Annotated in this window: 22 protein-coding genes; 14 read left to right on the top strand and 8 right to left on the bottom strand. The window is 62.1% G+C overall.

All coding sequences use genetic code 11. The annotated features are described in order from the left end of the window. Positions 1–287 precede the first annotated feature (287 nt). Together NKI18_RS28715 and NKI18_RS28710 are read left to right on the top strand one after the other, a co-directional pair. Entirely contained in the window at positions 288–659 is a 372-nt protein-coding gene (locus NKI18_RS28715; protein ID WP_352620703.1) for a hypothetical protein, read from the top strand. 113 nt (positions 660–772) lie between these two features. Further along, a complete protein-coding gene (locus NKI18_RS28710) occupies positions 773–2,752 on the top strand; it encodes an acetyl/propionyl/methylcrotonyl-CoA carboxylase subunit alpha (RefSeq protein ID WP_352620705.1) in 1,980 nt (659 codons plus the stop codon). 84 nt (positions 2,753–2,836) lie between these two features. Here the strand turns inward: NKI18_RS28710 and NKI18_RS28705 are convergent, their stop codons facing one another. Both NKI18_RS28705 and NKI18_RS28700 read right to left on the bottom strand, forming a co-directional pair. Beyond that, the gene (locus tag NKI18_RS28705) at positions 2,837–3,958 is read right to left on the bottom strand and encodes a branched-chain amino acid ABC transporter substrate-binding protein (RefSeq protein WP_352620707.1); all 1,122 of its coding nucleotides are present in this window, start codon (positions 3,956–3,958) and stop codon (positions 2,837–2,839) included. 378 nt (positions 3,959–4,336) lie between these two features. Next, positions 4,337–4,603, bottom strand: a complete 267-nt coding sequence (locus tag NKI18_RS28700) for an SEL1-like repeat protein (protein WP_010915070.1) — start codon at positions 4,601–4,603, stop codon at positions 4,337–4,339. A gap of 459 nt (positions 4,604–5,062) precedes the next feature. Between NKI18_RS28700 and NKI18_RS28695 the strand changes: the two genes are divergently transcribed. The 5 genes from NKI18_RS28695 to NKI18_RS28675 all read left to right on the top strand — a co-directional run bounded on the left by NKI18_RS28695 (position 5,063) and on the right by NKI18_RS28675 (position 8,706). Beyond that, a complete protein-coding gene (locus NKI18_RS28695) occupies positions 5,063–5,407 on the top strand; it encodes a DUF2147 domain-containing protein (protein WP_352620709.1) in 345 nt (114 codons plus the stop codon). Positions 5,408–5,616: 209 nt separating this feature from the next. Further along, on the top strand, positions 5,617–5,769 hold the full coding sequence (locus NKI18_RS28690; protein ID WP_023677802.1) for a hypothetical protein: 153 nt from the start codon (positions 5,617–5,619) through the stop codon (positions 5,767–5,769). A gap of 41 nt (positions 5,770–5,810) precedes the next feature. Continuing rightward, on the top strand, positions 5,811–6,005 hold the full coding sequence (locus NKI18_RS28685) for a hypothetical protein (RefSeq protein ID WP_352454349.1): 195 nt from the start codon (positions 5,811–5,813) through the stop codon (positions 6,003–6,005). 80 nt (positions 6,006–6,085) lie between these two features. Then, positions 6,086–7,588: an AMP nucleosidase gene (locus NKI18_RS28680; protein WP_352620711.1), complete on the top strand. Its 1,503-nt coding sequence runs from the start codon at positions 6,086–6,088 to the stop codon at positions 7,586–7,588. Positions 7,589–7,668: 80 nt separating this feature from the next. Then, positions 7,669–8,706, top strand: coding sequence for an endonuclease/exonuclease/phosphatase family protein (locus NKI18_RS28675; protein ID WP_352620713.1), 1,038 nt, complete (start codon positions 7,669–7,671; stop codon positions 8,704–8,706). Between the two features lie 30 nt (positions 8,707–8,736). On the opposite strand, the gene NKI18_RS28670 is transcribed toward NKI18_RS28675, so the two are convergent. The 3 genes from NKI18_RS28670 to NKI18_RS28660 all read right to left on the bottom strand — a co-directional run bounded on the left by NKI18_RS28670 (position 8,737) and on the right by NKI18_RS28660 (position 11,413). After that, the gene (locus tag NKI18_RS28670; RefSeq protein WP_352620715.1) at positions 8,737–9,333 is read right to left on the bottom strand and encodes a DUF922 domain-containing protein; all 597 of its coding nucleotides are present in this window, start codon (positions 9,331–9,333) and stop codon (positions 8,737–8,739) included. Positions 9,334–9,444: 111 nt separating this feature from the next. Next, the gene (locus tag NKI18_RS28665) at positions 9,445–11,124 is read right to left on the bottom strand and encodes an electron transfer flavoprotein-ubiquinone oxidoreductase (RefSeq protein WP_352620717.1); all 1,680 of its coding nucleotides are present in this window, start codon (positions 11,122–11,124) and stop codon (positions 9,445–9,447) included. Positions 11,125–11,230: 106 nt separating this feature from the next. Next, a complete protein-coding gene (locus tag NKI18_RS28660; protein WP_352620767.1) occupies positions 11,231–11,413 on the bottom strand; it encodes a hypothetical protein in 183 nt (60 codons plus the stop codon). On the opposite strand from NKI18_RS28660, the gene NKI18_RS28655 reads away from it, so the two are divergent. From NKI18_RS28655 to NKI18_RS28645, 3 genes are all read left to right on the top strand, one after another. Next, on the top strand, positions 11,364–12,008 hold the full coding sequence (locus NKI18_RS28655; RefSeq protein WP_352620719.1) for a hypothetical protein: 645 nt from the start codon (positions 11,364–11,366) through the stop codon (positions 12,006–12,008). The genes NKI18_RS28660 and NKI18_RS28655 overlap by 50 nt on opposite strands. Positions 12,009–12,045: 37 nt before the next feature. Continuing rightward, a complete protein-coding gene (locus NKI18_RS28650; RefSeq protein ID WP_352620721.1) occupies positions 12,046–12,927 on the top strand; it encodes a uracil-DNA glycosylase in 882 nt (293 codons plus the stop codon). A gap of 105 nt (positions 12,928–13,032) precedes the next feature. Continuing rightward, the gene (locus NKI18_RS28645; RefSeq protein WP_352620722.1) at positions 13,033–13,848 is read left to right on the top strand and encodes a helix-turn-helix domain-containing protein; all 816 of its coding nucleotides are present in this window, start codon (positions 13,033–13,035) and stop codon (positions 13,846–13,848) included. Here the strand turns inward: NKI18_RS28645 and NKI18_RS28640 are convergent, their stop codons facing one another. After that, positions 13,849–14,826: a DMT family transporter gene (locus NKI18_RS28640; protein ID WP_502900784.1), complete on the bottom strand. Its 978-nt coding sequence runs from the start codon at positions 14,824–14,826 to the stop codon at positions 13,849–13,851. It lies immediately after the preceding gene. Further along, positions 14,823–15,047, bottom strand: a complete 225-nt coding sequence (locus NKI18_RS28635; protein WP_352620768.1) for a hypothetical protein — start codon at positions 15,045–15,047, stop codon at positions 14,823–14,825. Before NKI18_RS28635 ends, NKI18_RS28640 begins: the two co-directional genes overlap by 4 nt. A gap of 154 nt (positions 15,048–15,201) precedes the next feature. Here NKI18_RS28635 and pepN point away from each other — a divergent pair, with 154 nt between their 5' ends. From pepN to NKI18_RS28615, 4 genes are all read left to right on the top strand, one after another. After that, positions 15,202–17,847, top strand: coding sequence for an aminopeptidase N (gene pepN / locus NKI18_RS28630; RefSeq protein WP_352620724.1), 2,646 nt, complete (start codon positions 15,202–15,204; stop codon positions 17,845–17,847). Positions 17,848–18,036: 189 nt separating this feature from the next. Beyond that, the gene (locus NKI18_RS28625) at positions 18,037–20,361 is read left to right on the top strand and encodes a PAS domain-containing sensor histidine kinase (RefSeq protein WP_352620725.1); all 2,325 of its coding nucleotides are present in this window, start codon (positions 18,037–18,039) and stop codon (positions 20,359–20,361) included. A gap of 128 nt (positions 20,362–20,489) precedes the next feature. Continuing rightward, positions 20,490–20,750, top strand: coding sequence for a type II toxin-antitoxin system prevent-host-death family antitoxin (locus NKI18_RS28620; RefSeq protein WP_352620727.1), 261 nt, complete (start codon positions 20,490–20,492; stop codon positions 20,748–20,750). Beyond that, positions 20,747–21,184 carry a hypothetical protein gene (locus NKI18_RS28615; RefSeq protein ID WP_352620728.1) on the top strand — a complete coding sequence of 146 codons (438 nt, stop codon included), beginning with the start codon at positions 20,747–20,749 and terminating at the stop codon, positions 21,182–21,184. The genes NKI18_RS28620 and NKI18_RS28615 overlap by 4 nt, the downstream gene beginning before the upstream one ends. Positions 21,185–21,295: 111 nt before the next feature. Here NKI18_RS28615 and NKI18_RS28610 read toward each other — a convergent pair whose 3' ends face one another. Then, complete coding sequence (locus NKI18_RS28610) at positions 21,296–21,775, bottom strand: EF-hand domain-containing protein (RefSeq protein WP_352620729.1); 480 nt, start codon at positions 21,773–21,775, stop codon at positions 21,296–21,298. Positions 21,776–21,866: the final 91 nt, after the last annotated feature.

The raw sequence follows: 21,866 nt of genomic DNA, 5'->3' as shown, positions 1-21,866 counted from the left end.
GAATCGGTGATCGCAACGTCACCACCGTGCCATGGCCGCTCGCCCCTCAGAGCAGGCGCCGTTCTCTCTCCAAAACTTTTTGCAGAACCTTCAGCACACTATCATTCGCTCGCTGTACATCATCTGCGGCTCGCGCTTGAATGCACCGTCACAGCAAGCTGCCGAAGAGTTGGCGTTGAAATCCTGTCAAGCCACCCGCAACAGTTACAAGGTCACGACAGGCGGGGGCTGCGAAATCGCGGCCTCCAAGTAGACGAGTATCTGCCAGTTTTCAAATGGGTTGGGCAATGAAATCTTTATCCATCACACGAGCAACCATATCGGTGCTTGCACTGCTTGTGACCGCTGCACCGAATGTCGGCGCCGCCGAATCGCTGGCGGGAAGCAAGGGCGACATCCGTTTCTACCCGGCTTTGTCGGGAAATCCAAAGGCCGAATGCACCAGGGCTTATAAGGCGTATGTAGCGGCCAGCGGCCATTCAGCCTATGCGACCACTCCGTATTCCCGGGTGCGTTCGTTGTACATCATCTGCGGCAAGCGTTTGAATGCGCCGTCTCAGAAAGCGGCCGAAGAGCTGGCGTTGAACTCCTGTCAGACTCTCCGCAGCCATTACAAGGTCACGACCGGTGGAGCTTGCGAAATCGCGGCCTCAAAGTAGGCAGGCCTCGCTTGCCTACCCTTTGACCACCAGACTACAAAGCAGGGTATTGCCGCAGCTCGTGTGAAGAGAATTCGCGCCGTTTGGCGGCAAGCTCTGCCTGTGGAGGCCCGATGTTCGCCAAGATCCTGATCGCCAACCGTGGCGAGATCGCCTGCCGGGTGATCCGCACGGCACGCAGGATGGGTGTGCGCAGCGTCGCCGTCTATTCCGATGCCGACGATCACGCCTTGCATGTCGAAATGGCCGACAAAGCGGTGCATATCGGCGCCTCTCCCGCCAACGAAAGCTATCTGCGCGGCGACAAGATCATTGCGGCGGCCTTGGCCACAGGTGCCGAGGCCATCCATCCGGGCTACGGCTTTCTTTCGGAAAACCCCGAATTCGTCGACCAGGTCGCGGCGGCTGGGCTGATCTTCATTGGCCCGTCGGCGGCCTCGATCCGCGCCATGGGACTGAAGGACGCGGCCAAGCGGCTGATGGAAAAGGCCGGCGTGCCTGTCGTTCCGGGCTACCATGGCGAAGCGCAGGAGATCGTGTTGCTCGCCTCCAAGGCGCGCGAGATAGGCTACCCCGTACTGATCAAGGCGCGCGCCGGCGGCGGCGGCAAAGGCATGCGGCGCGTCGAGCATCCCGATGATTTTTCGGAAGCACTGTCGGGCGCGCGGCGCGAGGCGAAAGCCGCGTTCGGTGACGACCGCGTCTTGGTGGAAAAATATGTCGACAAGCCTCGCCACATCGAAGTGCAGGTGTTTGGTGACAATTTCGGCAACGCCGTGCATCTTCACGAACGTGACTGCTCGGCACAGCGCCGCCACCAGAAGGTGATCGAGGAGGCGCCTGCCCCGGGCATGACGCCGGCACTGCGCAAGGCGATGACCGAGGCGGCGGTGAAAGCCGCCAAGGCAATCCACTATTCCGGCGCCGGTACCATCGAGTTCATCGTCGATGCCTCGCAAGGTCTGAAGGCCGACCGTTTCTGGTTCATGGAAATGAACACCCGCCTGCAGGTCGAGCACCCCGTCACCGAAATGGTCACCGGCATCGACCTGGTCGAGTGGCAGTTGCGGGTAGCCTCCGGCGAAAAACTGCCGAAGACGCAGAGCGAGATCGCGCTCTCCGGCCACGCCTTCGAGGCGCGTATCTATGCCGAGGACGCGGCAAGAGGGTTTTTGCCGGCGACCGGCACCTTGCACCATCTGAAATTTCCGCAGCCGGCACCGGAGGGTGCGACCATGCGCGTCGAAACCGGTGTGCGCGCTGGCGATGCGATTTCGCCGTTTTACGATCCGATGATCGCCAAGCTGGTCATCCACGGCAAGGACAGACGGGCGGCGCTCACGGCACTTGGCGCAGCGCTGTCGCAGACCGAAATCGCCGGCTCGACGGTCAACACTGGCTTTCTTGCCGCGCTGGCCGCTGATGCGGATTTTGCGGCGGGCGATGTCGATACCGGCTTGATCGCCAGGCATCAGCAGGCGTTGACGGCGGTTCCGCCGCCGAGCGGTGAGACGATTGCCGCCGCGGCACTTGCCGCGTCCGGTGCGCGCGACTTGCCGTCCTCGGACGATCCCTGGTCGTCACTGGCCGGCTATGCGCATTTCCACGCTGTAGCGCGGCGCACCCTGCTGAAGTTTGGCGAGCAGGAGATCGTTACGCGCGTGTCGGTGCGGCCGGACGGACGGTTCGAGGTGGCGCTGGATGCGCCCTATGACAGCGTCAATTCGCATGATCTTCGCGCCGCGCCTCGCCTCGCCCGCTGGCCGGGCCACGTCACGGTCTTCGATGGTGCAATCGGCTACGGTTTTGCCGTGCCGGATCCGCTGGCGCGAGCCGACGAAGCCGCCGCCGCTTCCGGCAGCCTGCGCGCGCCAATGCCCGGCCTGGTCAAATTGGTGCGTGCTGCCAGAGGTGAGTCCGTGATCAAGGGCCAGCCGCTGCTGATCCTGGAGGCGATGAAGATGGAGCACACCATTGCCGCGCCCCATGACGGGGTTATCGCCGAGATTGCTGCCGAAGGCGCGCAGGTAACCGACGGCACTGTGCTGGTTCGCTTTGCCGAGGAACCTCAGTTGACTGCTGTTTCCCTATGACAAAGGCGTCGCCAAAAACAACATGGCCGGGTTTGACCCCGGCCATGTTCAATTACAGCAGCGCGTCTTGCGGCGCCGCGGCCATCACGGCTGGATCGGCCCGTATTTGCCGTCGTGCCACTGGTTGATGTCGTAGCTGGCGTTCTTGAGGTCGCCCTTCTCGTCGAAGGTGACTGACCCGACAACCGTGCTGATCGGCTGGCCGTTCTTCAACGCTTCGGCGACTTTTGCCGGATCGTCGCTGCCGGCGCGTTTGATGCCTTCGGCGAAGGCCTGGATCACCGCATAGGAAAACAGCGTGAAGCCCTCCGGCACGAAGCCGCCGGCCTTGATCTTGGCGATGGCTTCCTTGGCTTCGGGCTTCGCCTGCGGATCCGACGGGAAGACGAACATGGTGCCTTCGCCGGCCGGACCGGCAACCTGCCAGAATTCCGGCGAAGCGATCGAGTCCGGCATGATCAACTGGAATTTGAGGTTCTGCTCCGCCGACTGACGCAGGATCAGGCCGGCTTCGGGGTGATAGCCGCCGAAATAGACGACGTCGGCTTTCAGCTCCTTGAGCTTGGTAACAAGAGCGGAATAGTCCTTCTCGCCAGCGTTGATGCCCTCGTAGAGGATTTCATTGAGACCGTTCTGGTTCATCGTTGCCTTCACGGCATCGGCCACGCCCTGCCCATAGGCGCTCTTGTCGTGCAGGATGACGACGTTCTTGCCGGCATATTTCTTGGCGATCCAGGGACCGATGAAAGCGCCCTGCGCATCGTCGCGCGTATAGAGGCGCATGATCGTCGGCCAGCCGGCTTTCGCCGCTGCGTCGGTCAACACCGGGTTCGAGGAAGCCGGACTCATCATCAGCGCACCGGCTTCGGCGTAGACAGCGGAGGCCGGGATGCTGGAGCCTGAGCAGGCGTGGCCATCGATGAACTTGACACCGTTGGCGATGATGCGGTTGGCGACCGAAACCGCCTGCTTCGGATCGCACTGGTCATCCTCGATGTCGAGCTTGACCTGGCGGCCGTCGACGCCGCCCGCCGCGTTGATCGCGTCGGCGGCGGCTTGCGCGCCCTGCTTGAACTGATCGCCGATGGTGGCAAGCTGACCGGTCATCGGTCCGACCACAGAAAAGGTGATGTCGTCGGCGAAGGCGACCGGCGCGGTCATCATCAGGCCAAATATGGCTGCGCTGAAAATACTGAATTTCTTCATGGTGACACAACTCCTCCATTCTCGCGCGACCATCCCGGCCGCGCCTCTTCCAGAGTGGCGGGAGAATTTCATCCTTCACCGGAGCTGTCTAGGCGCATCGTCGGCGCTCGATTGGGCCTGCACACGCGGTCCCAAAGACAAAGCCGCGCCAGCCTTGTTCCGGCCGGTCGCGGCTTTTGCCATGAGCTTCCCAACGCATCGGCGCCAGGACCCGCTCGCCTTCCCTGTCTATTGCACAGCTTGCCGCCGTGTTCTTGATCTTGTTGGCTCAGCCGTCTTGCGCGGCCTTGATTTTTCGAGCCCGGCCCTCTGCGCGGCCTTGACCCGAAGCGTCCCTGTTGTGAGGTCAGTACCCTTGTGAAGTCGATGCCGGCGAATTCAGTGCATCGTCATCCATTCGCGAGCTTCGCGCAGCGCCTTGGCGATCTCGACCTTCGACATGGCGGCAGACAATTCGGAGCGCAGTTCCGCGGCGCGGGCCGAACCCTTGATCGCGGCGATGTTGAACCATTTGTGGGCGGCGACAACATCGGTCTCGCAATCGCGACCAGTCGCATACATCATGCCCAACTCGAAAAGAATATCGGCCTGGGCAGTTGCCCCCATGGCGCCGAAGCCGGCTTCAAGCATTTCAAAACGTGCCATTTCAAATCCCCTGTTCTGGCTCCCGAGAGCTGTCTCCGTCTGTCCCTCGGTGTCCTTGATTACCGTCGGGGGCGGCCGCTCTTTCGATGCTTTCGAGAATGCCCCGGAGGCTTGAATCCGTCGTTAAATGGCGTGCTTAATTTGAAGAAAACAAAGCTAAAACAAGAGGTAAACGCGAAAATTCGTTAAGGATACAAAGCCAGCGATCGCGCCGGTTTGCACAAGATTTGAAGAAAACTTGCGAGGCGCGGATCAAGACTCCGCTAACCACAGAAGACAAAGACGTGTGCGGCCCGTTTCATTTTTCGCCGGCGCGGCCGTTCGGGAGCGGGCAAAAACCCGCAACCCTTCCGTCGCGGCACCGCTTTTGTTTTTCCGGGAGCTGGACTAGCTTACGTTTGCGTAAGGGGCAGACACCCGGGACGGAGCCCGATTGGACTTACCTGAGGGAGGAAAGACATGTTTCGACAAGTGAGCCTGGCCCTCGCGGCCGCAATGATGATGACCGGCGCGGCGTGGGCCGATCCGATCGAAGGCAATTGGAAAACGCAAGCCGGATCGACTGCCGCCATTTCGGGTGGCGGCGGGGCATTTTCGATTACGCTCAAATCCGGCAAATTTGCCGGCAAGAACATCGGTTCACTGAAGGTTGCCGGCGACAACAAATATGCCGGCACCATAACCGACCCGGAAACCGACAAGACCTATTCGGGCAAGGCTTCGCTTTCCGGCAGTTCGCTCAAGATGAGCGGCTGCGTGCTCGGCGGGCTGATCTGCAAGAGCCAGACCTGGCACAAGCTCTGATCGTGCCCTTCCTGCCGGGTGAGCGGGGCCAGTCGGCCCCGTTTTCATGTTATCGGTCTCGCAGCCATGGCGTCGCCATGGGTCGCTGCACTCAAAGCGGACCCTCTCAGAGATCATCAACCATTTTTGAACCGCAGATGAACGCCGGGATCAGAGCCGGTTCAGCCGGGGCAAGGCATTGTCATGCGTGTTGAAGGAGACACCGCGCAATGCTTGCCCGCCGCTTCACCATCGTCTGCCTGCTGATGAGCCTGTTCGGCATGTTGTTCGCCGTCCTTGTCGCCGAAGCCGGCCGGCCGTCCCGCTCCTGGGACGTCGCCAGTTCCTGCCGACTCGGTTGCTTGAACCATCTTCACCACTGAAACGACAAAGAGCTGAACCTTTAGAGAAAAGCAAAACGCCAATGAACCGCCTCGCCGCCAACACCCTGAAGACGCTTCGGCTGCTGCCGCGCGCGGCGCTCATCCTGACTGTTCTTTCGGTACCGGTACTGGCCGTGCCGACGATGCGCACCAATGCCGGCTCGACGATCGAGGCGCCTGCGTTGAGGAAGTCAGGCCTCGGCTTTGTGCTGCTGGTTAGCCTGCAGCGCGGTTAGCAGACCGAAAAACGCCGACAGCGCGTATTGAGGCCGCCTTACCCCCTCCCAACCGCGCGTCCAACTCTCTATATTGGGTCATGGAAAAGCGAATCTATCCCCAAGCCATTGAATCGGTGGTCACGCCGGAGCCGTTTGGCCGGCAGAGCTTCAACGACGCCAAGAAGGCGGTCGCCGCCTTGCAGGTGCTTTACGACCGCAACACCAAGTTCCTGCGCGATTCATTTGCCGCGCTCGCCGCGGGCGGTGACAACAACAAGCGCTACCGGGCCTTCTATCCGGAGATCGGCGTCACCACGAGTTCCTTCACGCAAATCGACTCGCGGCAGGCCTATGGCCACATGCCGACGCCGGGGCATTTCTCAACCACCGTCACCCAGCCTGCTCTTTTCGAAAGCTACCTCACCGAACAGCTTCGGCTGATCATGCGCAACCACGGCGTTCCCGTCACGGTTTCGGAATCGACCACTCCCATCCCGCTGCATTTCGCCTTCCTCGAAGGCACGCATGTCGACGGCACTGCTGCCGAGCGCATCAAACGGCCGATCCGTGACCTGTTCGACGTGCCGGATCTCGACGGCACCGACGACCAGATCGCCAACGGCACGTTCGAAGTGGCATTGGGCGAGGCACGGCCGCTGGCGCCGTTCACCGCGCAACGGATCGACTATTCGCTGCACCGGATGTCGCATTATACGGCGACCAGTCCCCAGCATTTCCAGAACTTCGTGCTGTTCACCAATTACCAGTTCTACATCGACGAATTCGTCGCCCGTGCACGCGAATTGATGGCCAATGGCGGTGATGGATATGTCGAGTTCGTCGAGCCGGGCAACATCGTGACCAAAGCAGGGGACGGCGCGCCCGGTGAGGGTGCTGCGCCCCCTCGCCTGCCGCAGATGCCGGCCTATCATCTGAAGAAGCCGAATCATGGCGGCATAACCATGGTCAATATCGGCGTTGGGCCTTCCAACGCCAAGACGATCACCGACCATATCGCGGTGCTCCGGCCGCATGCCTGGGTGATGCTCGGCCATTGCGCCGGCCTGCGCAACACGCAGGCGCTCGGGGATTATGTGCTGGCCCATGCCTATGTACGAGAAGACCATGTCCTCGACGACGATCTTCCGGTCTGGGTGCCGATCCCGCCGCTAGCCGAAATCCAGGTGGCTCTGCAGGAAGCGGTCGCCGAGGTGACCGGGCTTTCCGGATATGATCTCAAGCGCATCATGCGCACCGGCACCGTCGCCACCATCGACAACCGCAATTGGGAGCTGCGTGACCAGCGCGGGCCGGTCCAGCGGCTGTCGCAGTCGCGGGCGATCGCGCTCGACATGGAATCGGCGACGATCGCCGCCAACGGCTTCCGCTTCCGGGTGCCCTATGGCACGCTGCTTTGCGTATCCGACAAGCCGCTGCATGGCGAATTGAAGTTGCCGGGCATGGCGACCGAGTTCTACAAGCGGCAAGTAGCGCAGCACCTGACCATCGGCATCAGGGCGATGGAGAAGCTGGCTGAAATGCCGATGGAGCGACTGCATTCGCGCAAACTCAGGAGCTTTTCGGAAACTGCCTTCCAGTAAATGCCGAATCGCATGTGTCGGTCCAGGTCAGGACATTTCGTCATCTTGATTGAGCCGCACTTCTGCCGATAGACAAAGCGATGGCACGTGTTCGGGACATGACGGTTGCGCTCGCATTCGTCGCAATGCTTGCACTCTCGGCCGCGCTGGTGGCCGGGTTCTTCGGATCGCTGCATCCGGCCCTCGATTCCTTTGCTCATTTCCGCGTCCATTTTTCGGTGCTGATGGCGCTTTGCGCGCTGCCGCTGCTCGCCACCTCGTTTCGCCTGCAGGCCGCGGCCGCATTGCTGTTTGCGATAGCCTCCTTTGCCACCACGTCGAATGCCTTGCCGCTTTCGCGGCTATGGCAGGTGCAGGCCGCCTACGAAGCCAAACCCGGTGACGAGCCAGTCTACCGCCTGCTGCAGATGAACCTCAGGTTCAACAATCCAACGCCTGAGAAGGTGCTGTCGCTGATCGGCCGGACCCAGCCTGATGTGATCACCCTCGACGAGGTGTCCGAGATGTGGAAGGCAAAGCTTGGGCTGCTATCCGGCGCCTATCCCCACCGGATCCTCTGCCCATATCCCAATGGCGTGTTCGGCGTTGCGCTGCTGTCCAGACGACCGTTTGCCATAGGCACGGAGCCGCACTGCGACAGCCGCGGCGCGATGGCGATCGCCACGGTCGATTTCGGCGGAACCGACGTCGATGTCGCCGCCATCCACCTCACCTGGCCATGGCCGCACAACCAATCACGGCAGATTGGAGGGTTGTCTGGCGAAATCGCCTCGCTTGGCGAGACGTCAATCCTGGCAGGCGACTGCAACGCAGCGCCATGGAGCGCCGCCGTCCGGCGCGTCGCATCGCTTGGCAAGCTGACTGTAATGCCGTCGGTCGGGCCGACCTGGCTCTACAGAAGGCTGCCGGATTTCCTGCGCTTCGCCGGACTGCCGATCGACCAGGTTTTCAGCAAGGGCGCCATCGTTATCCGTTCGGCGTCGACCCTTGAGGACACCGGCTCAGACCATCTGCCGATGCTGGTGGAGTTTTCGCTACGGTCGGATGAACAAAAGCCGCTCGACGAGCACCAGACGGCGACCGCGCTTGCGGCGCTGCCTGGCGGGACGCGAAGCTGAAAATCCGCAGTCCAATCTCGACCTGGCTTATTACTGGCCCACAAAAGCGCGGATGAGGTGCTCGACAGGGCCGCCGTCGCGATGCTCGTGCGCATCGAAGGCGATCTGCTTTGCCTCGTATTCGGCATAGATGGCATTGATCCGGCGCTTTGCCTCGCGACGTGCCTCGAAACAGTGCGGGTCATCACCGACTGTCAGCCCTCGAAGCGACTTTTCGGTGGCCCGCATCATCTGTCTGGCGATGCGGCCATGGGTCTCTTCATGGGCGCGGACGCCAGCGAAGAACCGCTTCCAGCGCTTCTGCAGCGCAGGCGACGTGGCTGAGACTAGTTTGGGATAGGTATAGAAGAGATTGAGCGTCCCGTTGGCCTGGCGCAGGCGGCAGACGCCGTTTTCCCGATGGGCGTCGAAGGTCCAATCATCGACGCTGTAGCCGGTCTGCGCGATGGCGTGGGTCATGAAGCCGTGCTTCGGCCCACTGCGATCCATGGCCTCGATCAGGGCCGCGCCGGTGGTTCCGGCAATGCTGTAAGTTCGTGTCTTGACCAGCACCTTAGTGCCGGCCAAGGCTGCAGGGGCGCACAATGCCCCGATCGCCACAACGCTCGTCAGAACTGCCAGGCGCATTTTTCCTTCCTCCCTGTCGCCGCAGAAAGGAAACACAGGCAGGCGGTTTATTCAACAATCCTACGGTTGCGCTGCTCCTCATCTTGTTTAGTCCGGAGCAAACCTTGTGACTTACATGTTCTGGTAGACCGGGCCCTCGCCGCCCTGTGGCGGCACCCAATTTATGTTCTGGTTCGGGTCCTTGATATCGCAAGTCTTGCAGTGCACGCAGTTCTGCGCGTTGATGACGAAGCGCACATCCTTGGCCGCAGGATCGGCGGCGGCATTGCCATCCTTGTCGACCCATTCGTAGACGCTGGCCGGGCAGTAACGCGTCGAGGGTCCCGCATAGACGTCATGCTCAGAGCGCTTCTGCAGGTCCATGTCGGCGACGAGCAGATGCACCGGCTCGTTCTCCTCGTGGTTGGTGTTGGACAGGAACACCGACGACAGCCGGTCGAAGGTCAGCACCCCGTCCGGCTTCGGGTAGGCGATCTTCTGGTGCGCGGCGGCCGGTTCCAGCGTCGCGTAGTCGGCCCTGCCGTGCTTCATCGTGCCGAAGGGCGAGAAGCCGAACAGCGTGTTCAGCCACATGTCGAGGCCGCCAAGGCCGACGCCGACAATGGTGCCGAAGCGCGACCATAGCGGCTTGACGTTGCGCACTTTCTTCAGGTCCTTGCCGATATCGGTGGCGCGCCAGGTGGCCTCGTAGGAGGCCAGCTCGTCATTGGTGCGGCCGGCGGCTATCGCATCACAGACATGCTCGGCCGCCAGCATTCCGGAGAGCACGGCATTGTGCGAGCCCTTAATGCGCGGCACGTTGACGAAGCCGGCCGCGCAGCCGATCAGCGCACCGCCGGGGAAGGACAGTTTCGGCACCGACTGCCAGCCGCCTTCGGTGATGGCGCGGGCACCATAGCCCAGCCGCTTGGCACCCTCGAAGGTGCCGCGGATCGCCGGATGGGTCTTGAAGCGCTGGAACTCGTCAAAGGGCGACAGATAGGGGTTCTTGTAGTTCAGGTGAACGACGAAGCCGACCGCCACCTGGTTGTCCTCGAGATGGTAGAGGAAGGAGCCGCCGCCGGTCTTCAAATCGAGCGGCCAGCCGAAGGAATGCTGGACAAGGCCCGGCCGGTGGTTTTCCGGTTTGATCTGCCAGAGTTCCTTGAGGCCGATGCCGTATTTTCCGGGCTCACGACCGTCGGAAAGGTGGTGTTTGGCGATCAGTTGCTTGGCCAGCGAACCGCGCGCGCCCTCGCCGATCAAGACATATTTGCCCATCAGCGCCATGCCCGGCGCAAAGCCCGGACCGTGCGTGCCGTCCTTCTCGACGCCCATGTCGCCGGTGACGACGCCGGTGACCGCACCAGCCTCGTTGTAGAGCAGGCCGACCGCGGCAAAGCCCGGATAGATCTCGACGCCCAGCGCCTCGGCCTTGGTCGCCAGCCAGCGGCAGACATTGCCGAGCGAGACGATATAGTTGCCGTGATTGTTCATCAGCGGCGGCATCAGGATATTGGGCAGACGGAACGAACCGGCGGGGCCGAGAACCAGGAAATGGTCGTCGGTGACCGGTGTCCTGAAGGGATGACCCTCCTCTTCGCGCCAGCCGGGCAGCAGCCGGTCGATGCCGATCGGATCGACGACGGCGCCGGACAGGATGTGCGCGCCGACTTCGCCGCCCTTTTCCAGCACGACGACGGAAAGCTCGGGATTGACCTGCTTGAGACGGATCGCGGCGGCGAGGCCGGCCGGGCCGGCGCCGACGATGACCACGTCGAATTCCATGCTTTCGCGTTCGATATCGCTCATCGATCCCTCACTGGCTCGCTATTCCCGGCATCTTGCTGGCTCACGCGCTGCATAGCGCATCAAATAGCGACGGGAAACCGGCGCGGACGTGACAATACCGATTTCGTCAAAAAGTCGCGTCCTGCCGCACAGATTCGCGGTGACGAGCATCAATCTTCAATCCTATTCCGTTTGCACAGATATGTCGCATTGATGTTTTTAATTGTTCGACGGCTTGCTTATCGGCCATACTTCCCGCCATGCGCATATTCGGGCCGGCTGGCTTTTCATCGACGCGCTTTTTTTTCACGCCCGGCCGGTTTTGCCGTGCGGCGCTCTTGGCGCTTCTGCCACTGACGGCCCTCGATGCCCGTGCCGAGCAGCAGCTGGTCTGGGCGACCGGCGCCTATTCCTTTTCCGACGAGCGCGGCGGTTTCCGCATCACCGGGGCGTCCGGCATCGGCACGAAGGAGGATCCGCTGGTCATCACCGAAGAGCTGAATTCAGCGACGCCGGTAACGCTGGCCATTCGCACGACAAGGCCGATCCAGCCGTTCGGCAAGGCGGGAGACTTCGCCAATGGCCTGATGTATATGCGCATCGACGTGCTCAACAATAGCGGCCAAGCCTGGGTCGAGTTCCAGTTCGAACTCCAGGAGATCCTCGACCAGCCGAGCGTGTTCGGCGACGGCCTGTCGTTCGACCAGCGCAACAAAACGTCCGAAAATATCTGGTCGAGCAGCTACGCCGATTTCGACCGCAATTTCGAACCATATGACCGCCTGCTGTTCAAGAACGGCAAGATCGACCCGCTGAAGACCGCCAGCTTCTATTTCCTGATCACCGACTACACGCCGCGCTGGACGTTCTATCTGGTGCAGGATCCACGCATACCGTCGAGCTGAACTTGCAAATTCAAGCTCCGCGGCCGAATGTGAAACCATGACTGCCGCCCCCCACACTAGCCGAGCCGATCTCGCCGAGCTGCTGGCCTTCTACGCCAGCGCCGGCGTCGACGAGGCACTTGAAGAACAGCCGGTAAACAGGTTTGCAGAAGCCAGGCCGCCCGAGCGGGTGCCTGCGGCGGCCGCTCTGCCGGCCGGTGAAAATGCATCGCCTCATCGCTCGACGAGCGTGTCGCGCGCCGAAATGGGCGAGAGACCGAATACGGCACCGGCAGTGCGAACGTCCCCGGCCATGTCAACGGTGCCCGACGAGGCGCAGGCGGCATTGGCGCGGCAACTGGCGAGATCGGCGGCAAGCCTCGACGAGCTTCGCCAGCACATGGCGGCATTCAACGGCTGCAATCTTAAATTCACCGCCAAGAACCTGGTGTTCGCCGATGGCAATCCGACTGCCGCGGTGATGCTGGTCGGCGAAGCACCGGGCCGCGACGAGGACATAGAGGGCTTGCCGTTCGTCGGCCGCTCGGGCCGGCTGCTCGACCGCATGCTGGCCGCGATCGGTCTTGACCGGACATCTGCCTACATCGCCAACGTGATTCCCTGGCGGCCGCCGGGCAACCGCACGCCGACACCGCACGAGACCGAGATCTGCCGGCCGTTCATCGAGCGGCAGATCGAACTGGTCAATCCGAAGGTGCTGGTCAATCTCGGCGGCCCGTCGGCAAAAACCCTGCTCAACACCTCCGAAGGCATATTGCGGCTGCGCGGCAACTGGCGCGTCCACACGACCCCGTCTGGCGTCACCATTCCCGCCATGCCGACCCTGCATCCGGCCTATTTGTTGAGAACGCCGGCGCACAAGAAGCTGGCGTGGCGGGATTTCCTCGAAGTGAAGGCGAAGTTGCGGGCACTTGGGTAACGGTGCAGAACGCGTCTTCCGTCCTCCCCTTGCGAGGAAGGAAGGGCGGCATCATGACCTAGCAGGTAATTGAAATGCGCCCACTTCCGGCCTAGTCATCTCGTCATGACAGCAGCCCAGATTTCCGCCGGCAGTCTCATTCGCGAATGGCGTACACGCCGGCGCATGAGCCAACTCGACCTTGCTATGGAGGCCGAGATCTCGCAGCGGCATCTGAGTTTCGTGGAAAGCGGCCGCGCCGCACCCTCGCGTGATATGGTGTTGCATCTGGCAGAGCAGCTCTCGATCCCGCTCAGGCAGCGCAACCAGCTGCTGCTGGCCGCCGGCTTTGCCCCGAGCTTCAGCGAACGACCACTTGACGATGCCTCGATGGCACCGGCGATGGCGGCGGTCGAGACCGTGCTCAAGGCGCACGAGCCGTTCCCGGCGCTTGCCGTGGACCGGCATTGGAACCTGGTGTCGGCGAACGCCGCCATCGGCCCGTTCCTCGCCAATGTCGCCGACGCCTCCCTGCTGAAGCCGCCGGTCAACGTGTTGCGCCTCAGCCTGCATCCCGGCGGCATCGCGCCGCGCATCGTCAACCTTGCGGAATGGCGGACGCATCTTCTGGAGCGGCTGAAGCGGCAGAACGACGCTGCCGCCGATCCGGTTCTGGTCGAGCTCGAGCGCGAGCTTCGGGCCTATCCGTCCGGCCTTAAAAGCAGCCGGCCGGCGCCGGTCGAACCGAACGCGATTGTCCATCCGCTCAAGCTTGCCCATGGCGACGCGGTGCTGTCGTTCATCAGCACCATCACCGTGTTCGGCACGCCGCTCGACGTGACGCTGTCGGAGCTGGCGATCGAATCTTTCTTCCCCGCCGACGAGCAGACGCGGGCGGTGCTGATGCGGCTGGCGAAAGGGCGGACCGACGCAGCGGGCTGATCACCCTTCCGGGGCGACGGCCTTGCGGGTGCGGGTGCGTTCGAGACCCAGCTGGCGCTCGCGCCAGATGATGAAAATCCCCGCCGCAACCACGATCACGCCGCCGACCAGCATGTTGATCGTGGCGACGTCGCCAAAGACCAAATAGCCGACGACGACGCCGAGGATCATCGAAGTGTATTCGAAAGGTGCCACGACGGAAGCCTCGGCATGGCGATAGGCCGAGGTCATCAGGATCTGGCCAAGCCCGCCGCAAAAACCCGCGGCAATCAGAAGCACCGCCTGTGCTGGCGTCAGCGCCTGCCAGCCGAATGGCAACGAAAGCAGCGCCATGACGCTCGCGGTTACCGAAAACCACAGCACGATGGTCGCCGTCCGCTCGCTCTGGACGAGGTTGCGAACCAGGAGCATGGCGATGGCCGAGATCGCCGCGGCTATGAGGGCGGCGATGACGCCAAGCACCTCCTGATCGCCAAGGGCAGCGCCCGAACTGAGCAGCGTCAGTTCCGGCCACGAGATGATCAGCACCCCGACCAGGCCGACGGCAACCGCACTCCAGCGATAGATGCGGATGGCTTCGCCGAGGAAGATCGAACTGAACACCACGACCAGCAGCGGCTGCGCGTAGTTCAGTGTGATCGCCTCCGGCAGCGGCAGCCGCGTCAGCGCGAAGAAGCCGAGCCCCATGGCACAGACACCGACGACGCCGCGCGCAATGTGGTTGAGCGGGCGCTTTGTCGAAAAGGCGGTTCCGAGTTTTCCCTGGAAGGCGAGGAAGGCGATGATCGGAAAAATGGCAAAGAAGGAGCGGAAGAAGACGATCTGGCCCGCCGGCACGGTGCCTGCCGCCTTGATGCAGGACGACATGCCGACGAAGACCGCCACCGATACGATCTTGAGCAAGATCCCGGTCAGCGTGCTGTGCTCGCCGGCAAGGTCGCCAACTGCAAGCACTGGCAAATCCGGTCTGGCTGTCACGCCCCTTTTGCTTCCTCGATCGCCGCCCAGATGCACGCCGGCGTTGCCGGCATGTCGATATGCCTGATGCCGTAGGTGCGGTAGAGCGCGTCGGTCACCGCATTGAGCGCGGCAGGCGTCGACCCGATCGTACCCGCCTCCCGCGCGCCCTTGATGAAGGCGATATCCTCGCGACGCAACACAGAGGCGCTCGTTCCGAATTTCGGCGTGACGACGGTCATGGAAGCCTCGCGATGATGCTTGGGAAATGATCGCCTGAAATAGACGTCGCTGCAGTTTTGTCGAGGGAACGTTTCGTGTAAAGAGCGCAGACTTCAAATTATTTGGACCAGCGGACCCGCCCGCCGCTCCCGGATCGACAGGAAAAATCAAGGAATGCGCACAGATACCGGCCAGGTCTTCAAGCTCGAAGACTATCGCCCCAGTGATTATCTCATTCCGGAAACCAGCCTGACTTTCCGCCTTTCGCCTGAAGCAACGCATGTGACCGCCGTGCTGACGGTCGAACGCCGCGACGGGATTGCGGCGTCGGTGCCACTGGTGCTGGATGGCGACGGGCTGACGCTCCGCAGCATCGCCATCGACGGCCAGGAACCGAGCCCTGCGGATTTTCTCGCCACGCCCGATCAACTGACAATCATCAGCCCCCCTGCGACAAGGTGCTTCCAGCTGAGAATTGAAACCGTGTTGGCGCCGGCGCAGAACGAAGCGCTAATGGGCCTCTATCGCTCGAGCGACGTCTATTGCACACAATGCGAGGCCGAAGGCTTTCGCCGCATCACTTATTTCCTCGACCGTCCCGACATCCTGTCGGTCTATACGGTCCGCATCGAAGCTCAGCGCCGTGAGGCGCCGCTGCTTTTGTCCAACGGCAACCCGGCCGATGGCGGCGAGCTTGCCGGCGGCTGGCACTATGCGGTCTGGCACGACCCCTTCCCCAAGCCGTCCTATTTGTTTGCGCTGGTGGCGGGCGACCTCGGCAAGATCTCGGACAGTTTTGTCACCCTGTCTGGCCGCAAGGTCGAGCTCGGAATCTATGTCGAACCGGGCAAGGAGAGGCTCGCCGGCTACGCCATGGACGCTTTGAAACGGTCAATGAAATGGGACGAGAAGGCATTCGGCCGCGAATACGACCTCGATGTCTTCAACATCGTCGCCGTGTCCGACTTCAATATGGGCGCAATGGAGAACAAGGGCCTCAACATCTTCAACGATAAGTACGTTCTTGCCGACCAGGAAACTGCGACCGACGCCGATTTCGCCAATATCGAAGCCATCATCGCGCATGAGTATTTCCACAATTGGACAGGTAACAGAATCACTTGCCGCGACTGGTTCCAGCTTTGCCTGAAGGAAGGGCTGACGGTTTTCCGCGACCACGAATTCTCGGGCGATCAGCGCTCGCGCGCCGTCAAGCGCATCGCCGAGGTGCGTACGCTGCGCGCCCATCAGTTTCCCGAGGACCAAGGGCCGCTGGCGCATCCGGTCCGGCCTCGCCGCTACCGCGAGATCAACAATTTCTACACGGCGACGGTCTACGAAAAAGGCTCGGAAGTCGTGCGCATGATCCATACCATCCTCGGCGCCGAGACGTTCCGCGCCGGCATGGACCTCTACTTCGAACGTCACGACGGCCAGGCGGCGACGATCGAAGACTTCATCAAAGTGTTCGAAGACGTCTCAGGTCGCGACCTGTCGCAGTTTTCGCTGTGGTATCATCAGGCCGGTACGCCGAACCTGACCGTCAGTTCGGCGTATAATCCGGCAGCGCGGGAATTCACGCTCGAAATCGAGCAGTCGGTGCCGCCAACACCGGCGGAAAGCCGCAAGCGGCTGATGCACATTCCGCTTGCCTTCGGCCTGGTTGGCGCCGGTGGCGAGGCGATAGCCCATAGCGGCGTCGAAGGGGCGAATGTCGAGGACGGTGTCATCCATATCCGCAAACGCCGCCATGTCGTCAGGTTTTCCGGGATTGTCGAGCGTCCGGCCATGTCGCTCAACCGCGGCTTTTCGGCGCCGGTGACGCTTTCGGTCGAGCAGCGGCCCGACGATCAGTTTTTTCTGGCTGGCCACGACAGCGACGCCTTCTCGCGCTGGCAGTCGTTCAACACGCTTTTGACTGATGCGCTGATTGCCGGTTTCCGCCAGATCCTGGACCACAGGCCAACCGAGATCAGCGCCCGGCTGACCGAGCTTGCCGGCAAGACAGCCGGCGACGAAGCACTCGAACCCGCCTATCGGGCACTGGCCCTGGCGCTGCCCGGCGAGGCCGATATCGCCCGCGACATCGGCAAGAACATCGACCCCGACGCCATTTTCGCGGCGCGCGAGGCGCTGGCAGTTGCGATCGCCGGGGCCAACCGCGAGATATTCTCCAAACTTTACGATCGGCTCGCCGACAATGGCCCCTTCAGCCCGGACGCGGCCAGTGCCGGGCGGCGGGCGCTGCGCAATGTCCTGCTGGACTATCTCTCCTTGCTGCCGGGAGGTGCGGGACTCGCTGCCGGGCACTTCCAATCGGCGACCAACATGACGGATCGTGCCGCGGCGTTGACCGTTCTTGCGCACCGTCACCATGGCTCACCTGAGGCGACCAAGGCACTGGCCGATTTCGAGGCGAAATATGCAACCGATCCGCTGGTCATGGACAAATGGTTCCAGACCCAGGCCAGCGTGCCCGGCCCGCAAACCGTGGATGCGGTGCGCGCCTTGACCAGCCACCCGGCGTTCTCGATGGCCAACCCGAACCGGGTACGGGCACTCATCGGTACGTTTTCCAGCGCCAACCAGACCGGCTTCCATCGCGCCGACGGCCAAGGCTACCGGCTTTTCGTCGAAACGGTGCTGCAGGTCGAAAAACGCAACCCGCAGGTGGCCGCCAGGCTGGCGACGGCGCTCAGGTCGTGGCGCTCGCTCGAACCGGTGCGGCAGGCCAAGGCAAGGGAGGCGTTGCTTTCGATCGCCAATACCGAGAAGCTGTCGGCCGATTTGCGAGACATCGTCGAGCGCACCCTGGCGTAAGCGACCTCCCGTTCTCCCCTTGTGGGAAAAAGGGAAGACCACCCGAAAACCCCATTATTTTAGTCGATTTTTAATCTTTTTTCGCCGCGCCTCTGGACAAGGCGAATCACCTTTGATTCTTTAGTGACGATTCGGAAGTGCGGCGTTGCCGGATCGTCAAGCGGGACAGAAAATCGGGGAGTGCCATTTATGGCGAAGGCGGACGCGTGGGGCGCGCCCGGTGGGACGGCGTTTGACCGTCGCGAGGCGCGAAGCGACGGTCTCGCGGGCAATACGCGGCTCATCGCCGAACCTGCCTACCGACGGCTGCTGGCAGCCGAGCCGCTGTTGCGGCGATCGATCCCGGCCCTCATCATCATGTTTCTGTTGATCATCGCAGTACTGCGCTTTCTGTCGCTGATGAACGAGCGCGACGAGATCGAGCGCGACGCCAAGGCGATTCTTGCGCTGGCCGCCGGCCAACTGGCCAGTTCGATCGCCGACGCGACCATGGTTTCCGCTCCCGGCGCGATCCAGGACCTGCTGGAGAGCACCGGTCGTCAGGGCGCGATGGGCCGAAGCCACGTACTGGCGATCACCGATAGCGCCTTCAAGATCACTGCCGTATCGCCGCAGTCGATGCACTGGGAGGGGCGATCGCTCGATGGCGTCGTGCAGGGCGGGCAGCCGCTGTTCATGTTCGGCGACCGCGCCGGGGTAATGGAGGTCAACATCGGCGGACAGGACTGGTACGCGGCAGTGAGCCTGGCGAATGGCCGAAGGGGTGCCGCGGCAGCGTTCGTGCCGCAGGAGGCAGTTTTTGACGCCTGGCGCAAGACGGTCTCACTCAACGTCACGCTGTTCGTGCTGACGGCCGGCGTGCTGATCATCATCCTCTACGCCTATTTCGGCCAGGCGGCGCGCGCCCAGGCCGCCGATCGCATCTATCTCGAAGCCCACCAGCGCATCGACATGGCGCTGGTGCGCGGCCGCTGCGGCCTGTGGGATTGGGACATGGTGCGCGGCAAGATGTACTGGTCGCGCTCGATGTACGACATGCTGGGCTACGAGCCTTGTGACACGATGCTGTCGTTCGGCGAAGTCGATGAAATCATTCATCCCGAGGACGGCGATTTGTTCGAACTCGCCAACAGGATCGTCGCACGCGAGATCGACCATATCGACCAGGTGTTCCGGATGCGCCATGCCGACGGGCAATGGGTTTGGATGCGCGCAAGAGCACACGTTATCGACCCGGAAGCGCCGGAGATCCAGCTGATCGGCATCGCCGTCGACGTCACCGAGCAGCGGCATCTGGCGCTGCGCTCCGAAGCGGCGGACCTGCGCCTGAGGACGGCCATCGAAAACATCAACGAATCTTTCGTGCTGTGGGATTCGTCCGAGCGCCTGATCATGTGCAATTCCAAATACCAGCAGGACAACGGCCTGTTGGATCGCGACGTGATGCCGGGCGCTCCGCGCGCCGTTCTGGAGGAACGCATGCTGGCCTTCGCCTCGGAGCGGCGGCTCGCCAACACCAACGGACCGCAGGGAGGCGTGACCTTCGAGCGCCAGCTTGCCGACGGCCGCTGGCTGCAGGTGAACGAGTTGCGGACAAGGGACGGCGGTACCGTCTCTGTCGGCTCCGACATCACCCAGATCAAGCTGCACCAGGAGAAGCTGGTCGACAGCGAGCGCCGGCTGATGGCGACAATCCATGACCTCAGCCTTGCCCGCCGCGCGGAAGAAGAACGGGCTCGTGAGCTCGTCGAACTCAATCGCAAATACATGAAGGAAACCGAGCGCGCCGAAGCGGCAAACCGGGCCAAATCCGAATTCCTGGCCAACATGTCGCACGAGTTGCGCACCCCGCTCAACGCGATCATCGGCTTCTCGGAACTGATGGAACGGCGGCTGTTCGGGCCGCTCGGTTCGCCGCGCTACGAAGAGTATGCCACCGACATCAACGGCAGCGGCAAATATCTTCTCGGTGTGATCAATGACATCCTCGACATGTCGAAGATCGAGGCCGGCCAGTTCGCCCTGGATCAGGAAGAAATCGATCTCTGCCCGCTCATCAGGGAGACGGTTCGCGTCGTTTCTCTGCAGGCGGCGGAAAAGTCGATCACCGTCGAAACCCGCATCGCCGATTCGCTGACGCTGTTCGCCGACCGCAGGGCGATCAAGCAGATCCTCATCAACCTTCTGTCCAATGCGGTGAAGTTCACCGGGCAAGGCGGCCACATCTCGGTCAGAGCCCGCAGCATTTCCAGCGCGCTGATCCTGACGATCGAGGACAATGGCTGCGGCATCCCGAAGGCGGCGCTGAGCAAGCTCGGGCGGCCATTCGAACAGGTGCAAAACCAGTTCTCCAAGAGCCATGCCGGCTCCGGCCTCGGCCTCGCCATCTCCCGCTCGCTGGCCGAGCTTCAGGGTGGCGCGTTGAAGATCCGCTCGACCGAAAGCGTCGGAACGATCGTCTCGGTACGCATCCCGATCAAGAAAGCCGCGCAGGCGGTCAGGGCCGCTGCCTGAATGACTTCGTGACCAGGCCCAGCATGATCAGTCGAACATGCGCTTGCGCGCCGCCCGGCAACGCGAGAACTTTCCCTTGATAAGTCTATCTATTTTATCTATTTTAGATAAAGAAAGGAGGGCTTGTGATGCGAGTGACTTCAACGGAATTCCAGCAGAATGTCGGACGCTTTCAGGATGCCGCCCAGCGCACGCCGGTTGCAATCACAAAGAATGGCCGCACCCATACGGTACTCCTGTCGGCGGCTATGTTCGAGGTTCTGGTCAAGGGGCGGGTCGCCCGTCCGGTCGAGGAACTGGACGACGAGACGCTCAACGCCATCGCGGAAAGCACCGTCCCGAACCAATATGCCGAGCTTGATGCAATGCTTAAAGACTGGGCGCCGTGAGCCTGCCCAAACCTGTCCCCGGTCTGGTGATTTCCTATTCCTATCTCTGGGCGAGAGAAAACAAAAAAGGCGCGGAGGAAGGCCGCAAGAGCCGGCCCTGCGCAATTGTCGCCGCCCGTCGCATCGTGGAGGGGCGTGAAGTTGTAACGGTGGTTCCGAATACCCACTCAGCTCCGGCTGATCATGCGGATGCAATAGAAATACCTGCGCCACTCAAAACCCACCTCGGTCTCGACGATATGCCGTCGTGGATTATCGTGACCGAGATCAATGAATTCCTTTGGCCGGGTCCCGATTTGAGGCCCATTCCAGGGACAAAGCCGTCCCGCTTTGATTACGGCATGCTGCCGCCGCGCTTCTATGCCCATCTGCGCGACCGGATTTTGCAGGTCCACACAAGCCGCGCCCTGCACCGGACTCGGCGAACAGAGTAGCTGAATGCGGTGGAAACACCGTCCGTTCGCAGTTGGGCCGATCTGGTGATTCAGGCGTCGACGCGCACATAAGTCTCCGGCGGCTCGCGCCGCCGGAGCGGTTGTCAATTCTCACTGCATGCCGTCAGTGCCATCATTGCCCTGGCCGTCCCATTGGCGGTGACCGCCGGGACCCTTCGGCAGTTCGTTCTTCTCGATTTTCCCGTCATTGTCACGGTCGAGCATGGCGAAGACCTTCTTCTGGCGGCTGGTGATGTCGTCGGCGGTCAGCGTGCCGTCGCCCTTGGTGTCGTAACGGGCGATGATGCGCCTGGCCATCTGCTCGAAGCGTGCTTTCTCCAGCGCGTCGGCGAGCTGTGCCACGGTCAGCTTGCCGCCATTGTCGGCGACCATCTTCTTCAGCCGTGCGTTCATGGCGTCGGAGAACTGGTCGAAGGTGATGGTGCCGTCATTGTCCTTCATGACCTTGCCGAGGCGCATCATCATGCCGTCACGCGGCCCGGCCCCGGAGTGCTCGTCTGCATAGGCAGCGGTGCCGACGGCGCCGGCCAGGGCTGCGAAAACGAGTGCAAGTCTGGTTGTCTTTCTCATGGTCTTCTCCTGTTGCATCGTCACCCCCGATGCTAGAGCGGCGGACCTTCAATCCCCCGCTCTATCTCTTTGATTGAACATCGGAACCTCC

Source organism: Mesorhizobium sp. M0800 (assembly GCF_040320095.1).
In the GTDB taxonomy this organism is placed as follows: Bacteria; Pseudomonadota; Alphaproteobacteria; order Rhizobiales; family Rhizobiaceae; genus Mesorhizobium.
The sequence above is the reverse complement of the archived record's forward strand: the minus strand, read 5'-3'. Positions and strand labels throughout refer to the sequence as shown.